The 14432-nt window shown below is 49.5% G+C and carries 14 protein-coding genes; 10 read left to right on the top strand and 4 right to left on the bottom strand.

Annotation, left to right across the window (positions count from 1 at the left end; all coding sequences use genetic code 11):
* Positions 1-12 precede the first annotated feature (12 nt).
* Together AC6R0L_RS17535 and AC6R0L_RS17530 are read right to left on the bottom strand one after the other, a co-directional pair.
* The gene (locus AC6R0L_RS17535) at positions 13-933 is read right to left on the bottom strand and encodes a LysR family transcriptional regulator (protein ID WP_500630007.1); all 921 of its coding nucleotides are present in this window, start codon (positions 931-933) and stop codon (positions 13-15) included.
* Complete coding sequence (locus AC6R0L_RS17530) at positions 923-1378, bottom strand: Lrp/AsnC family transcriptional regulator (RefSeq protein WP_334551550.1); 456 nt, start codon at positions 1376-1378, stop codon at positions 923-925. Before AC6R0L_RS17530 ends, AC6R0L_RS17535 begins: the two co-directional genes overlap by 11 nt.
* A gap of 182 nt (positions 1379-1560) precedes the next feature.
* Here AC6R0L_RS17530 and yjeH point away from each other — a divergent pair, with 182 nt between their 5' ends.
* From yjeH to AC6R0L_RS17490, 8 genes are all read left to right on the top strand, one after another.
* Positions 1561-2817 (top strand): L-methionine/branched-chain amino acid transporter, encoded by a 1257-nt coding sequence (gene yjeH, locus AC6R0L_RS17525; protein WP_500629974.1) that lies wholly within the window; start codon positions 1561-1563, stop codon positions 2815-2817.
* A gap of 178 nt (positions 2818-2995) precedes the next feature.
* Positions 2996-4342, top strand: coding sequence for a magnesium transporter (locus AC6R0L_RS17520; protein WP_500629973.1), 1347 nt, complete (start codon positions 2996-2998; stop codon positions 4340-4342).
* A 567-nt stretch (positions 4343-4909) separates the two neighbouring features.
* Positions 4910-6148, top strand: coding sequence for a cytosine permease (gene codB, locus AC6R0L_RS17515; protein ID WP_500629972.1), 1239 nt, complete (start codon positions 4910-4912; stop codon positions 6146-6148).
* 9 nt (positions 6149-6157) lie between these two features.
* Positions 6158-7435: a cytosine deaminase gene (locus AC6R0L_RS17510; protein WP_500629971.1), complete on the top strand. Its 1278-nt coding sequence runs from the start codon at positions 6158-6160 to the stop codon at positions 7433-7435.
* A 94-nt stretch (positions 7436-7529) separates the two neighbouring features.
* On the top strand, positions 7530-7982 hold the full coding sequence (locus AC6R0L_RS17505) for a dCMP deaminase family protein (RefSeq protein WP_334551540.1): 453 nt from the start codon (positions 7530-7532) through the stop codon (positions 7980-7982).
* A gap of 475 nt (positions 7983-8457) precedes the next feature.
* The gene (locus AC6R0L_RS17500; protein WP_500629970.1) at positions 8458-9900 is read left to right on the top strand and encodes a glyceraldehyde-3-phosphate dehydrogenase; all 1443 of its coding nucleotides are present in this window, start codon (positions 8458-8460) and stop codon (positions 9898-9900) included.
* Between the two features lie 130 nt (positions 9901-10030).
* Positions 10031-10237 carry a hypothetical protein gene (locus tag AC6R0L_RS17495; RefSeq protein ID WP_500625548.1) on the top strand — a complete coding sequence of 69 codons (207 nt, stop codon included), beginning with the start codon at positions 10031-10033 and terminating at the stop codon, positions 10235-10237.
* A gap of 75 nt (positions 10238-10312) precedes the next feature.
* Positions 10313-10798, top strand: coding sequence for an acyl-CoA thioesterase (locus tag AC6R0L_RS17490; protein WP_487901632.1), 486 nt, complete (start codon positions 10313-10315; stop codon positions 10796-10798).
* 44 nt (positions 10799-10842) lie between these two features.
* On the opposite strand, the gene AC6R0L_RS17485 is transcribed toward AC6R0L_RS17490, so the two are convergent.
* On the bottom strand, positions 10843-11751 hold the full coding sequence (locus tag AC6R0L_RS17485) for an NmrA family NAD(P)-binding protein (RefSeq protein ID WP_500629969.1): 909 nt from the start codon (positions 11749-11751) through the stop codon (positions 10843-10845).
* Between the two features lie 143 nt (positions 11752-11894).
* Between AC6R0L_RS17485 and AC6R0L_RS17480 the strand changes: the two genes are divergently transcribed.
* The gene (locus AC6R0L_RS17480; protein WP_500629968.1) at positions 11895-12779 is read left to right on the top strand and encodes a LysR family transcriptional regulator; all 885 of its coding nucleotides are present in this window, start codon (positions 11895-11897) and stop codon (positions 12777-12779) included.
* 174 nt (positions 12780-12953) lie between these two features.
* Positions 12954-13199: a hypothetical protein gene (locus AC6R0L_RS17475; RefSeq protein WP_334551531.1), complete on the top strand. Its 246-nt coding sequence runs from the start codon at positions 12954-12956 to the stop codon at positions 13197-13199.
* Positions 13200-13535: 336 nt separating this feature from the next.
* Here AC6R0L_RS17475 and malG read toward each other — a convergent pair whose 3' ends face one another.
* On the bottom strand, positions 13536-14426 hold the full coding sequence (gene malG / locus AC6R0L_RS17470; protein WP_334551530.1) for a maltose ABC transporter permease MalG: 891 nt from the start codon (positions 14424-14426) through the stop codon (positions 13536-13538).
* Between the last annotated feature and the right edge of the window lie 6 nt (positions 14427-14432).

Here is a 14432-nt window from a genome sequence, read left to right as displayed (position 1 = left end):
AGCATCATGATTTCATATCATACCTATCGAGTAAGGGGATGTGCGCATGGCGCTCAGCACAACCTCTCTCATCCATTGATGGGCGGGATCAAGATCGTACTTGGGATGCCAAATCAACCAATAGAGATGACTGGCCGTATCAAAAGGCAAAGGACGATAAAGAAGTGACGCATCCCGCGACAAGTTAATCGCTATGTGTTCTGGTACCACCATCAGGTAGTGGCTGCTTTGCAGGGCATTGACTGCGGCGGTAAAGAACGGCACTTTCAAGGCAACGCGTCGTGTGTGACCTAGCGCGTTCAATACCACATCGGTGCTGGTGTCCTTGTCGCCGCCCCCTGTAACTTTCAAATGTGGGTAAGCCAGCATATCTTCCATCGATACCGCACCTTTATCGGCAAGCGGATGCCCTTGGCGCATCAACAAAACGGATTTGTCTTCACCGATCAGCACGGAACTGACGTACTCTGGCTGACGAGGGAGCATGGTTGACGCCAGATCAATACCGTTCGTATGAAGCTGGTCCAAATAATCTGGGTCCCACAGCTTGTAGGTCAGATTCAAATGAGGGGCTTGATCGGTCAGGACCGAGACTACGCTAGGTACGATGTACTGCGCGACATAATCACTCGAGGAAAACACAAACTCTTGTCGCCAATTGTGCGGTTGAAACGGCGCATCGGCCAACAGATTATCCACCTCAGAGAACATCCGATCCAAGCGCTTCTTAATAACCAGTGCACGAGGGGTTGGAACCAATTGGTTACCGTCTCTCACCAGCAGTGGATCATCAAATAGTGTACGTAGCTGAGCTAACTGACGGCTCACCGCAGATTGAGTAACGTGCAAACGCTCTGCTGCGCGGCTGACATGGCACTCGTCCAGTAACACCGATAACGCCCGTAGCAAGTTTAAGTTGATGTTATTGAGCATCATGAAGCGTGTTGAAGAACTCAGTTAAAACGGTATGCGTCACCAAATGACGCAGCTCTGGGATGGTGTACAGCTCATCTCGAATCCGGTATAGCTGCGCCATACTCTCCACTTCGACAAACAGCATCATATCCGTTTCACCACTGATGGCATGGCACCACTTCACCCCTTCAATCTGATAAATACGGGGGGCATAATGATCGCAATAGTGCCTGGTTTTCGTCGTATCAAATTTGAGTGCGAGATAGGCTTGGATTTTGGCGCTACTGGTGTCTGGCTGAGCAATTTCTGCGTGATAACCGAGGATCACTCGCTCCGCTTCTAAACGCTGAATACGCGCCGTCACAGCAGAGCGGGACAAGTTGACCTGACGGGCGAGTTCACTTACAGACAATCGAGCGTTGCCTCTGAGTAATGTAATGATTTTATTATCGAATTTATCCATTTCTTTTTCTCATACTTGCCCTTTGGTCAATTTGACACAAAACGAACAGGAAGAAAAGATGCCAAAATGGCGGGCGATACGTGAAAAAACGTCAAAGTGACGGCTAAGCGAGACACATTGATAGATGCCGAGATAGACACAATTGGTTAAGCTTGGCCAATCACCCCGCGCTAGGATGCGACATGAACCAACTAAAACAAGAAATCTCGTTATTATCAGGCATCGGCCAACTCTCGACCACATTACTCGGCACTGGGCTATTTATGGTGCCCGCCATCGCGGCTGGCATTGCCGCTGAAGCGTCGCTATGGGCTTGGTTGCTGCTGTTTATCGCCATCTGCCCCATTGCGCTCACGTTCGCCCAGTTAGGTAAACGCTACCCCAACGCTGGCGGAACCGCCTATTTTGTACGAATGGCGTTTGGCCCCCGCCTTGAAAAAAGTGTCGCGTGGCTGTTTTTGAGTGTCATTCCTGTCGGTGTACCTGCCGCCATTGCGTTGGCTGCGGGCTTTCTTGAACAGATTCTTCCTACTAGCCTTCAAGACCCTTTGCTTGCGCAAGTGATCACCGTGTTATTACTCGTGCTGGTTAACTTATCTGGGGCGAAATCTTCGGGTCGTCTACAAACGGTGATTGCGCTCGCGATCTTTGCCCTCGTCGTCGCGTTTTGGTGGCAAAGTGATCTAAAGACCGATGACATCACGCTCCCCACCTTAAGCCAAAAAGATTGGCTGCCGATTGGCGCGGCGCTCGGCGTGATGTTTTGGTGCTTTGTCGGTATCGAAGCGTTCGCCCACATGGGGGAAGAGTTTAAAAACCCAGAGCGCGATTTTCCTATCGCAATTGTGATTGGCTGTTTAGTCGCCGGCCTTACCTATTGGGCTTGCTCGGTCGTGATTTTAAAATTGGGCGCCTATGGTTCTGCGCAATTTGAAAGCACCTCTATTCCGTGGATGGCAGCTCAGTTGTTTGGTCCGAGCGTCAAGTGGCTCATCAGCATCATCGGCTTTGCGGCCTGTTTTGCAAGCGTCAATCTCTACACTCAAAGTCTCTCGCGTATGGTTTGGTCGCAAGCGCGCGATTACACGCCACACAGTGCGCTTGCAAGATTGTCAGTGCGTGGCGTGCCGGCAAACGCAACGATTGCCGTTGGCGCTGTGCTGCTGCTTTCTTGCGTCGTGGGTGAAATTTCCGGCCTTAACTTGGAGTTTTTCCTTAAGCTCGCCAACGGGATCTTTGTTTTGGTTTATCTACTGGCGATGCTGGCGGCCTACAAACTGCTGCGCGGCGTGGATAAAGTCTTAGCGAGCGTCGCGCTACTGCTGTGTAGCCTTGTGTTTCTCTGTTTAGGCTGGTCGATGTTTTACGCCGTGACCATTTTTGCCGTGCTCACACTCCCTTGGCATAAATGGCGTAAACTGCCGCCGCAAGCCACCTAAAACCAATACAAGAGAGAGATTGACCGACGCTATTGGTGCAAAAGTAATCATTCAACCCAACATGTCCCGTTTTGTTGGGTTTGTGTGCTAGGTTTTTCAAGATAGAGTATTGTTTTTCTGCCGTTTTCGAGTACTTTGAACACAGCGTTTAAACGGACAATAACGGCTGGAGTGCTCTGTGAGCCAATTTCAAGATCTCTCTATTTTGATCGCCGAACTGCTTCGCAGTGAAGACAGTGAGCAGGTCACAACTCTTAACGAATCTATCGAACACGGACTTGAGCCCGGCGCTGTGGCGCTGATTCTCGAGGCCTTTCCCATTGATGACCGTGTGCGACTTTGGCGCAGCCTGCCCCTTGAGCTGCATATTGAAGTACTTACCGAAGCGCGTGCGGAAGTTCGCCACTCCATCATCAAAGAGCTGTCTGAGGTTGAACTCAAATTAACCCTCGCCAAACTGGATAACTTATCTCTGATTGAATGGTCTGACTCACTCCCTGAGGACATCATCAATGAAGCGCTACGCCTGATCGAAAAAGATGAACTTGAGCTTTACGATCAAGCGAATGCCTATGAAGATGATCAGATCGGTCGTTGGGCCGAACGAAAAGTGGTCACGCTCCCCTTCACCATTTCCGTTGAGAAAGCGAAAGGTTTGATGGAGCGCTACAGCTATGACGCCCCTGAGCACATCTATCTGATCAATAAGAAGAAACAGTTTCGAGGCATAGTGCGCTATATCGATTTGCTGCGCGCCGAGCCGGGCGACAGGCTTAAATCATTGGCGCTAGAGCACCCTGTCACCTTAAACGCCAAGCTAGAACTTTCTGAAAGTATCGAGGCGTTGGAGCACTCTTCACTCTCAACCATGCCAGTGACCGATGACGATGACACCTTGATTGGTGAAGTGGATTGGCATTTTGCCCTCAGTACTCAACGTGAAATATACGAAGCGCGCCTAATGGCGGGTACCGGTATGGATGAAGGGGACGACCTGTTTGCTCCCATCATTCGCAGCTCGAAAAAGCGTGGGGTTTGGCTTGGCATCAATCTCATGACGGCAATCCTTGCCTCAGTCACTATCGGCTTGTTTGAAGATGTGATTGCTCAAGTGGTTGCGCTGGCGGTCTTAATGCCTATCGTCGCCTCGATGGGTGGCATCGCAGGTAGCCAGACGTTAACGCTGATGGTCCGCGCGATGGCGCTCAACCAGATCACAGCGGGGAACCGCTGGGCGCTAATGAAAAATGAAGTGGGCATTGGCTCTATCAACGGATTGCTGTGGGCAGTCATCATCGGTGGACTCGCCGGACTGTGGTTTCAGTCTGTCATATTAGGTGCCACCATCGCGCTGGCGATCGTCGTCAACATTATTACCGCCGCTCTATTTGGTGTGCTGATCCCAATTGTTCTCGACAAACTCAAACTTGACCCTGCACTGGCAGGCTCCGTCATCCTCACAACTGTGACTGACGTGGTGGGTTTTTTCGCCTTTCTCGGCACAGCGAGTCTCGTCATGCTCTAAGCCCTAGCGGCACATAAGATGACCTTAGATCGCGCACCTACAAGGTGCGCAATCTGATCCTCTGTTCGCAATATGCTGGTGTATTTGCAATATGCAATGCCAATATGCAACCAGCCACTCTTTCTTGGTCTCAATCTCAACGTAAAGCCTGATACAGCGGGCATATTAAAGTTGGCACATAACCTGCTATCTATACAGTGACCCTAGCGTTAGGGTCACCTAGCCAACTGACGTTGTTAGTGAACCCAATTTGTTCACACCCAATATCAGCCAGAATCCTCACGGTTTCTGGCTCTTTTTTTTATTTCACGCCAATCCATACAAAATACAAATAACACCCACCCAATTATTAGCAATACAAATCCTGGAATAATCAATATTCCAATAGAAAACATAAAATAATAAAAACGCAACGCACTGTTTTATTTAATTAAATCAATCAAAAACATCCAAGCAACCGTTTTACAAGCCGCAACTTGCATTGACAGCGCAAAATACACCCCCATAATACGCGCCGCAATCGAATACATTCTGGTAAAGACAGTCTCATTCTGCGGAGGTAATACAATGGCTGATGACAACAACTACAGCTTAGGACCGGTCCCGAGCAACGCACGCAAAGGGGTTGCGTCTCTCACTATGGTTATGCTTGGTTTAACCTTTTTCTCCGCCAGTATGTGGACAGGTGGCGCTTTGGGTACGGGCTTAACGTTCAACGATTTCTTTCTTGCCGTGTTAGCCGGTAATTTGATTCTCGGTGTCTACACCTCGATTCTTGGCTATATTGGTGCCTCTACCGGCCTATCTACTCACCTCCTTGCTCGCTATTCCTTTGGTACACAAGGCTCTTGGCTACCTTCTGCGCTATTAGGCGGTACGCAAGTCGGTTGGTTTGGCGTGGGTGTGGCGATGTTTGCTATTCCAGTCCAAAAAGCGACGGGGTTAGACGTCAACTTGCTGATCCTCGGATCGGGCTTATTGATGACGGCAACGGTTTACTTTGGCATCAAAGCGCTGATGGTGCTCTCTGCCATCGCCGTCCCTGCGATTGCTATTCTTGGTAGCTACTCGGTTTCACTGGCGGTGGACAGCGTGGGCGGTGTGGATGCCTTAATGCAGGTTTCACCCAAAGAGCCGATGGATTTCTCTATCGCATTGGCAATGGTGGTCGGTTCTTTCATCAGCGCGGGGACGTTGACAGCTGATTTCGTTCGCTTTGGTAAAAAACCCGCTGGCGCTGTTCTTGTCACCATGATTGCGTTCTTTATCGGAAACTCACTGATGTTCATCTTCGGTGCTGCTGGCGCTGCAGCGACTGGCCACGCGGATATTTCTGACGTGATGATCGCGCAAGGACTGTTACTGCCTGCCATCATCGTTTTAGGTCTCAACATCTGGACCACCAACGAAAACGCCCTTTACGCTTCGGGCCTAGGTTTTGCCAACATTACCGGCCGCTCAAGTACCTTAATGTCGATCGTCAATGGCGTCGTCGGCACCATTTTTGCGCTGTGGCTATACAACAACTTTGTCGGTTGGTTGACCTTCCTCTCAACGGCGATTCCTCCTATCGGCGGCGTGTTGATTGCTGACTACCTCATCAATCGAAAACGCTACAAAGACTTTGCCAATGCAACCTTCAAACGTGTTAACTGGGCCGGCATTATTGCCGTAGCCGTTGGTGTGCTAGCGGGTAAATTCATTCCGGGCGTCGTGCCGATCAACGCAGTATTGGGCGGTGCGTTATGCTATGTCATACTCAACCCATTATTGAATAAATCTTCGCTGACCACGCAAACTGCGTAAGGAGATCGCATGCCATCGCTACTGATCAAAAACGTCACGCTTGAGGCGCAAAGCGGCCTTAAACAGATTCTTATTGAAGATGGATACATTTCGTCCATCACCGATGCGAACTCCCCTATCAACTTTGAGGGGGAAACGCTGGATGGACAAGGGGCGATGGCCGTCGCACCCTTTTGCGAACCACACATTCACCTAGACACAACTCAAACGGCTGGTGAACCGAGCTGGAATATCTCGGGCACGCTATTTGAGGGCATCGAGCGCTGGGCAGAACGCAAGCAGCTGCTCTCTATTGAGGATGTAAAGCAGCGCGCCAAACAGACGTTAAAGTGGCAGATTGCAAACGGTGTGCAGCATGTGCGTACTCACGTGGATGTCTCTGATCCGACTCTGGTTGCGCTAAAAGCAATGATTGAAGTGCGTGAAGAGATGCGACCTTGGGTAGATATCCAAATCGTCGCCTTTCCACAAGAAGGCATCCTCTCCTACCCTAATGGTAAAGCATTGCTTGAAGAAGCAGTCAAACTAGGCGCCGATGTGATTGGTGCTATCCCGCACTTTGAGTTTACGCGCGAGTATGGTGTCGAATCGCTGCATTACGTCTTCGAGCTAGCACAACAATACGACCGTCTGATTGATGTGCACTGTGACGAAATTGATGATGAGCAATCACGCTTCGTCGAAACCGTAGCCGCATTGGCTCACAAGTTCGATATGGGGCACAAGGTCACCGCAAGCCACACGACGGCAATGGGTTCATACAACGGCGCTTACGCGTCACGACTGTTCCGACTGCTACGCATGTCGGGCATCAATTTTGTCGCTAACCCGCTGGTCAACATTCACCTTCAAGGTCGATTTGACGACTACCCCAAACGCCGTGGCATCACACGCGTGAAAGAGATGTTAGCCGCAAACATTAATGTCTGTTTTGGCCACGATGATGTGTTTGACCCTTGGTATCCACTCGGTACCGCCAACATGTTGCAAGTGCTGCACATGGGGCTGCATGTGTGCCAAGTGATGGGTTACGATCAAATCAACCAGTCACTGGCGCTGATTAGCCACCACTCCGCGCGTACCCTCAACATCACAGAGCGTTACGGCATTGAAGTGGGCAAACCGGGTAACCTGCTACTGCTTGAAGCAGAAAACGGCTTCGATGCGGTCAGACGTCAAGTTCCAGTGCGTTATTCGATTCGTGGCGGCAAAGTGATCGCTGAGACTCAACCCGCGACCACGCATATTCACCTCGAGGAGCGTGAAGCGGTCGATTTCACCCGTTAACAGTAGGATTGGCTAGGTGGGGCTGGACTAATGGCGTCGAAACAAGGATATTAGTCAGCAACCCTATCCATCTAATTTGTTTGAGGAAACTTTGATGATATCTAAGTGGGCGCAACGTTTTTACCAAATGGCAGAATTGGTTGGCTCTTGGAGTAAAGATCCTTCGACTCAAGTCGGCGCCGTCATTACAAAACAGAACCGCATCGTTTCTGTCGGCTTTAATGGCTATCCACATGGCATTTCCGACAGTGCCAATACGGATGACAGAGACATGAAGTATCTAAAGACGCTGCATGCCGAAGAAAATGCCATTTTGTTTGCTAAGCGAGATTTAGATGGCTGCGAGATCTGGGTGACTCACTTTCCGTGCCCAAACTGTGCAGCGAAGATCATTCAGACTGGCATCTCCTCGGTGCACTGCCCAGAGCAAACTGAGGACTTTCTCTCTCGCTGGGGTGACAAGATCAAAGTCAGCCAAGACATGTTCTTACAAGCGGGTGTGAAAGTGAACTGGTTGCCGCTCGATGATCTGATCCCAAGACCATAGACTTTTCTCGACCCATTTATCCCCAAAACGGAGCCCACAGCGCTCCGTTTTTTTCATTCTTACTCATCGACACTTAAAGACATCACGCCCCCACTCACGTTCGACCTTGGTTTACCGCTTTAAGATCGCGTTTTGTTTACCAAATCTGTAGATTCCATGAGTTAAAACGCATTCCTTGTGTACCTTGCCGGTAAGATTGCATCAACGACGTGTCACAAGTATTTTTTGTCGCGAATTAACTGCGCTCTTCATTTTTTGTCAATAGGCACTTCTACTGATTCTTAACGTGATCAACCTCTGCAATGTCGACGTTATCTAGTGATAACCACCGACATTATTTTTACTAGCAGAATAAGATATTAGCCATTACAATCCTGCCGCATAAAAATTACAAAATAGTTACAACCCTATCGCTGTATTGAGCACCCCAACTGAATACAGCATCAGCCCTAAAACGTGAAAGGTCCCCTAAACCATGAGTCCAGAACATCACCTTCTAGACTGGCAGAAAAGCCAAACGATTGCTGAAACGATTTCCCCTTTACTCAGCCAACTTTATCGACAAAAAGGTGTTGAAGTGCTGCTGTTTGGCAAAACACTGGTCAACGCCGCCACCATCGACATCATCAAAGCGCATCGGCTCGCTCGTCACTACACCGGAAAGCCGCTGAGCACAGAACAAACCCTGCCTCTGATTCAGGCGCTCTCAACCATGGCGCTGTCACCATGTCGTATTGATGTCGGCCAACTCGCCCACCAATTTTGGCAAGGTCGCGATGATGCCCACGGCGTCAGTGACTTTTTGCACACGGCACTGGTCGGTGCGATGAATGGCAACACGGTTCCGACACCTCGCGATGTGGTGTTGTATGGTTTTGGTCGAATTGGACGACTTCTAAGCCGCTTGTTGGTCGAAAAATCCGGCCCGGGTTATCCATTACGTTTGCGCGCAGTGGTCGTACGCGGAGGAAAGCAGGGTGATTTAGCCAAGCGCGCGAGTCTACTACGACGCGACTCTGTTCATGGCCAATTTAATGGCAGCATCATTGTCGATGAAGAGCGCAAAGCGTTGATTGTGAACGGCAACTACATTCAATTCATCTATGCCAACCAACCTCAAGACGTCGATTACAGCGCTTACGGTATTCAAAATGCGTTAGTGGTCGACAATACGGGCGTGTGGCGCGACGCCGAAGGCTTGAGCCAACATTTGGCCTGCCCGGGTGCGAGCAAGGTGCTGCTGACCGCTCCAGGCAAAGGTGAAATCAAAAACATCGTCTTTGGTGTGAATCACGATGAAATCGAAGCGAATGATACCATAGTGTCCGCTGCCAGTTGCACGACCAATGCGATTACACCGGTGCTCAAAGCGGTTAATGACCAGTACGGTATTCTCTCTGGCCATATCGAAACCGTGCATTCTTTTACCAATGACCAAAACTTGATTGATAATTTCCACTCAGGCGAACGTCGTGGTCGCAGCGCGTCGCTAAATATGGTTCTAACGTCAACCGGCGCAGCTAAAGCGGTCGCTAAAGCCCTACCTGAATTAGCGGGCAAGCTCACGGGCAATGCCATTCGCGTTCCGACTCCGAACGTCTCGATGGCAGTCGCGAACCTCAACTTGGTCCAAGGCACCGACAAAGCGTCACTCAACGCCTATCTTCGTGATGCCGCATTGAATTCAAGCCTGTCTGCCCAGATGGACTATACGGATTCCACCGAAGTCGTCTCGAGTGATTTGGTCGGTTCACGTTTTGCTGGTATCGTCGATGGCGCAGCTACCATTGCGCAAGACAACCGCTGCGTGCTCTACATTTGGTATGACAATGAGTTTGGCTATAGCTGCCAGGTTGTCCACTGTATGGAACAAATGATGGGCGTTCGCTATCCCACGTTCCCACAAAGCCGCGCTTAATCTCAATTCAGCTCCACAACAATAATAATCCCCCCGAATTGCCGCTGCATCAATGCAGCGGCCTTTTTCATTCATCTTTCATTCATACCGCCTTCAGTACGATAGACTCTCACACTAAGAGGAGTCCTATATGGCACGCGCAATCACCGCTATCTTCGCCCTGTTTGTCGGCATGTTTACTTTGATAATGAGCCTTATCCTTGCTATTCCATTGACCATCGCTGCGATTTTCGCTGGCAAACGACTTCAGCGTTCAGCAGCATTTTCACGCACTGAACCATCCGCCAATAAAAGCGGCAACACGATTGAAGGTGACTATGAAGAGGTCCAGCGCTAGTTAAGTTTGCACCTCGACCAAAAAGTGTGCTAACTCTATACCCTGCTTGCTCAAGAGAATAAAAAGGAAGAGTTTATGAGCCATGGGAAAAGGGACATTACACTGCGTTTTCTGGCCGAGCCGGGTGACGTCAATTTTGGCGGTAAGGTCCACGGCGGCGCAGTCATGAAGTGGATAGATTTAGCGGCCTACGCCAATGCCGCCGCATGGAGCGGTAAGTACTGCATTACTGCCTACGCGGGTGGAATTCGTTTTGTAGCGCCAATCCATGTTGGCAACTTAGTCGAAGTGAGTGCCAAAGTGATCTACACCGGCACCTCATCGATGCACATTGCCATTGATGTACAAGCCAGCGATCCTAAAGAGATGAAAAATCGCCTCACCACACACTGCATTGTCATCATGGTCGCGGTCGACGAGCATGGAAAGCCCTCACCTGTCCCTGAGTGGATTCCCGAGACTGCCGATGATATTAAACTGCGCGACTCAGCGATCCGCTTAATGAACATGCGTAAAGAAATCGGTGAGGAGATGGAAGCGCACGTCAAATACCTCAAATAGACATCAACAGGGGGCACTTGCAGTTCCCCCTCTCATTCTATCGATTAGCCATCAAGATTAGCCAACTTTCTCAGTTCCGTTCTATGATTTGTTAACCACTGTTCGAACGTTTGCGGTTGAGAGCCTGTCAGGGCAACAAACTCATCACTGCTACCATCCGAGAAGAGACCTCGATTGTGCTGGTCCATCGTAACACACAGCTCAATAACAGGCTCTGGCAGTTGGAATGAGGTCAGTTGAGAACGAAATTCATCGTCACTCAAGTGCACCATATTGATTGACGTACCCAAGATGCGATCCATGATATGCGCCATTTCATCATTAGTCAGTGACTCGGGCCCATTCAGAGTCAATACTTGATGTCCTGAAGGGGCTTTAACCAACGCCGCCGCAGCCGCCATCGCGAGATCGCGACGAGAGAGTTGCGCTGTTTTGCCATTACCGGCAGACGTCAACCAATGGCCCGTTTGTAACGTACTGGCAAAGTACTCAGGTAGATTTTCAAAATACCAGTTGTTGCGAAGAATCACGGTATTGTCGATACCACTTTGAACGATCGCCGCTTCGGTCGCCTCATGTTCATGAGCAAACATAACCGGTGACTGGCTCGGCGCTGGCATAGACGTATAGATAAGATGGTCGACGCCCGCTTTTTTCGCAGCGTTAACTGCGTTGAGGTGCGGCTGGGTGCGAGAGCCCGCAGACAAATCAATGCTGACTAACAGTAGGCTATTCGCCCCGTCAAAGGCCTGCTCTAACGAGCTCGGATCAGAAAAATTTGCTTCTCTCACGTCCACACCCAACTCGACCAGCGAGCTCAACTTCGCTCTGTCACGGGTGGTGACGATCAATTGCTGCGCTGCTAACGCACCTGAGCTAAGAAGTTGCTCTACTACTGCTGAACCTAACTTACCGGATGCGCCGGTCACCAAATATTTACGATCTGACATCATGATATTCTCCGTTTCTCTAACTGTTCCAAAGCGACAGACTCCTTCAGCCTGTCATGGGATGAACTGACTATATAATTATTAATTTGATAAATAATTAGCCAATTATTAAACTTATTGTTTATTAATAATAAACAGTGAAAGTCATGATCTCCCTTGACGATATGTTGGTGTTTGCCATGGTGGCAGAGAAACAGTCTTTTACTCAGGCAGCCGAGGCGCTGGGTCTTGGTAAGGCAAGAGTGTCGCAGATTGTCACTCGCTTAGAACGTTCGTTGAACACACGCCTGCTTCACCGCACAACCCGTTCGCTATCTCTCACCGATGCCGGTCAGCGCTACTACGAAAAATGCCGAGCGATCAAAGATATTGCTAGAGAGGCCAACAGTGAGACACTCACCGGGAACCAAACCCCAAGTGGCACCATTCGAATCTCCACCCCCAGCAATGCGATGGTCGAACTACTGAGCGAGTTCATTCGCCAATATCCCGATATTCGACTCGATATTATTGAAAGTGATAGCTACAGCAATCTGATTGAGTCGCGTTGTGACATTGCACTGCGAGCCTCTTCAGCGCTTGAGGACTCTCGTCTCTATGCCACCAAAATTGGCTTTTTCCGCGACATGATTTGCACCTCGCCGGATCACTTAAAACGCGTCGGGAAAATTGAAGAGCTGAAGGACTTAGTCAATCTTGACTGGATAAGTCATCACATCGTCCACGGCGATAAGCACTTGGTTTTAACCAATCAACAAGGTGAAGTGACCCGACTGGCACATCAACCTAAGGTGCAAGTGCGCACCGCCAACGCAGTGAAGCAATTTGTGCTCAACGGGTTAGGATTTGCCATCATGCCCAGTTTTATGATTAAAGAAGAGCTAGATGCCGGTCAGCTTGTGCGGATTTTACCTCACCTTCATGACCGTGAAATTCCTCTGTATGCGGTTTATCAGGAGAAAGCCCTTATGCCACTACGTGTGAGAACCTTGATTAAATTTCTCAAACAAAAAGGCAATGCGTTTGATTAGAGAGGTAGCGCGAACTGAGGCCTGACATGCCCTTCACGGCAATGACATCATACTGTCATCATTCCTTCATCTAGTTTTGGTTAAATCCGCAAACGTTTTCATCGCTTGGATGGGAACCCACACGCCTATGGCTAGGCTTATGATGACAATCCGCCAAGATCGAAGGAAACCCCATTGAACGTCAGTGAAACCACGCTCAGTGAATCGACCATTTCAGACCCACGCGCAGTAGAGTACCAATGGGTACGGACGCTGTATGTGGAAGGGTATAACCCGCAAGAGATAAACCACTACATCCGCACCTGCTTTGGCGGTGATGATGTGTTTGCTGATCTATTTCGTAAAGTCGCGCTCTCTCAAGAAAGCGTCTATGTGCTGTTGCAATACGTCGGCTGCGCCCCTTCAAACCGAGAGTTCTAGAGTCACTTCTCAGTGCCATGTAACTACTGGCGCACCTTTCAGATAAATATGCTCCGTTGCTCGCAGTGATTCTCAACACCACTATGCGGGATATAATCGGTCGCTATACTGCCTCTAACCTATTCATTTATCTTGAATTTGTCCTATAAAAAAACCCGAACAAGTTCGGGTTTTGGTTACAAAAACTGTTAGAAGTAAAAATAGTAAGGAATCTTGCTAACAGCCAGCTATGCGTAACGCCAGGACTGCTCTTCGCTTAACGGATCGGCGGCCAAACCAAGAATGTTAAGTGAAGAAACAAAATGGGCGACCTCGCGGTCGCCCTTATCGTTCTTATTAGCCTTTCACACCACCGGCGGTTAATCCTCCGACCAACCAGCGCTGCGCAAGTAAGAATACGATGGTTATTGGTAATGCGGACAACACTGCTGCCGCGGCAAAATCACCCCAGAGGTAGTTTTGCGGGTAGAGATATTGCTGCATACCAACCGCTAACGTGTAAGAGTTTACATCAGAAAGTAGTAACGACGCCACCGGAACTTCACCCACAACCATGATAAACGAGAGGATGAACACCACTGCAAGAATCGGCACAGACAATGGCAGTAGAACCAACCGGAACGCTTGCCATGGCGTTGCACCGTCAAGCGCTGCCGCTTCTTCTAGCGAGCCATCAATGGTTTCAAAGTAGCCTTTGATGGTCCAAACATGCAATGCGATACCACCGAGATAAGAGAAGATCAAACCACCGTGAGTATTCAAGCCCAAGAATGGGATGTACTGGCCGAGCTTATCAAACAGAGCGTAGAGTGCCACCAGCGCCAAAACAGCTGGGAACATTTGGAAGATCATCATCGCTTTCAAGATGGTGTTCTTACCTTTGAACTTCATTCGGGCAAAGGCGTACGCCGAAGTGGTCGATAGACACACAATCAAAATAGATGAAATGCCCGCCACTTTGACCGAGTTCCACAGCCAGGTTAACACTGGGAACGGTGGTGGTGTCACGCTACCATCTGCGTTGGTGACCGAGAAACCCAGTGCGAGTTTCCAGTGCTCCAACGATGGATTATCTGGAATAATGCTACCCGTTGCGAAGTTACCTTCACGGAATGAGATGGCAACGATCATCAACAGCGGGAAGATAATTAGCGATAGGAACGCCCACATTGCAATGTGTGTTGCCCAAACGCGGTATTTTAATGACTTACCTTGTACCATAGCCATAATAAG

The organism is Vibrio sp. R15-SG3-ISO1A (assembly GCF_059833955.1).
The sequence above is the reverse complement of the archived record's forward strand: the minus strand, read 5'-3'. Positions and strand labels throughout refer to the sequence as shown.

Bases quoted from the DNA above. Each gene is read 5' to 3' on its own strand.
- malG (WP_334551530.1), bottom strand. From the start codon at position 14,426: ATGGCTATGGTACAAGGTAAGTCATTAAAATACCGCGTTTGGGCAACA.
- codB (WP_500629972.1), top strand. From the start codon at position 4,910: ATGGCTGATGACAACAACTACAGCTTAGGACCGGTCCCGAGCAACGCA.
- yjeH (WP_500629974.1), top strand. From the start codon at position 1,561: ATGAACCAACTAAAACAAGAAATCTCGTTATTATCAGGCATCGGCCAA.
- AC6R0L_RS17480 (WP_500629968.1), top strand. From the start codon at position 11,895: ATGATCTCCCTTGACGATATGTTGGTGTTTGCCATGGTGGCAGAGAAA.
- AC6R0L_RS17510 (WP_500629971.1), top strand. From the start codon at position 6,158: ATGCCATCGCTACTGATCAAAAACGTCACGCTTGAGGCGCAAAGCGGC.
- AC6R0L_RS17495 (WP_500625548.1), top strand. From the start codon at position 10,031: ATGGCACGCGCAATCACCGCTATCTTCGCCCTGTTTGTCGGCATGTTT.
- AC6R0L_RS17490 (WP_487901632.1), top strand. From the start codon at position 10,313: ATGAGCCATGGGAAAAGGGACATTACACTGCGTTTTCTGGCCGAGCCG.
- AC6R0L_RS17535 (WP_500630007.1), bottom strand. From the start codon at position 933: ATGCTCAATAACATCAACTTAAACTTGCTACGGGCGTTATCGGTGTTA.
- AC6R0L_RS17500 (WP_500629970.1), top strand. From the start codon at position 8,458: ATGAGTCCAGAACATCACCTTCTAGACTGGCAGAAAAGCCAAACGATT.
- AC6R0L_RS17485 (WP_500629969.1), bottom strand. From the start codon at position 11,751: ATGATGTCAGATCGTAAATATTTGGTGACCGGCGCATCCGGTAAGTTA.
- AC6R0L_RS17530 (WP_334551550.1), bottom strand. From the start codon at position 1,378: ATGGATAAATTCGATAATAAAATCATTACATTACTCAGAGGCAACGCT.
- AC6R0L_RS17505 (WP_334551540.1), top strand. From the start codon at position 7,530: ATGATATCTAAGTGGGCGCAACGTTTTTACCAAATGGCAGAATTGGTT.